Source organism: Youngiibacter fragilis 232.1 (assembly GCF_000495435.3).
Taxonomy (GTDB): domain Bacteria; phylum Bacillota; class Clostridia; order Clostridiales; family Clostridiaceae; genus Youngiibacter; species Youngiibacter fragilis.
Genome location: NZ_AXUN02000154.1, coordinates 1 through 779, shown reverse-complemented (window position 1 = coordinate 779; position 779 = coordinate 1). Strand labels below are relative to the sequence as shown.

The window sequence follows — 779 nt, the reverse complement described above, 5'->3', positions numbered from 1 at the left end:
AGAGATTTTATCAGTGATTCTTTAATTTTAGTATCACTATTATAAAGATAACGAATTATGTAGTCACTTAAAGATATCTGAACTTCCAGATTGGGTATTCGAAGTTTGTATTCTATAGATTGCAAAAGCTCATTATGTATAACTTCATCTATGGTCAAATAACCTGATTGAAAAAGTAAAACCTCTAAGTCCATATGCTCTATGTCAAAACTTGATAGTATTTTCTTATCCACTGTGAGGTTAGTAAGGTTCGGTAAAAAGTAGTTTTTTCCTTTTATTAATTTAATCAAAAAGGACGGAGTACCTGTCTCAAACCAATAATTACTAAACAAAAAATTATTACTGATAAACTGCAATATATCAAAGGGATTATACACATTATCCTTTAAAAAATTATAGCCATTATACCACCGTTTCACCTTTTCCATATCTACCTTTTCTAAATAGGGCTTAAAAATTGTCTCTAAATCATGCTGGGTATAGCCACAGATATTTCCAAATCTTGGATTTAGGGATATGTCAGTTAACATATTTAAACCACTAAAAATTGATGCCCTAGAAAACTTGCTAACCCCTGTTAAAAAGGCAAATCTGATATACGCATCGTTATCTTTGATAATAGAGTAAAGCCCACTTAAAAATTCTCTATTTATCCTGGCCTGCTCCATATCTTCTATAACATCCAGTATGGGTTTATCATACTCATCGATTAAGATTACAACCTTTTGATTGTATTTCTTATAAGCCCTGTGAATCAAATCTCTAAAACAACTACCTGG

General features: G+C 30.9%; 1 protein-coding gene. It reads right to left on the bottom strand.

What is annotated here, in order from left to right; translation table 11 throughout:
• The coding region (locus tag T472_RS07635; protein WP_023863506.1) for an AAA family ATPase at window positions 1–779 on the bottom strand (779 nt) is incomplete at both ends.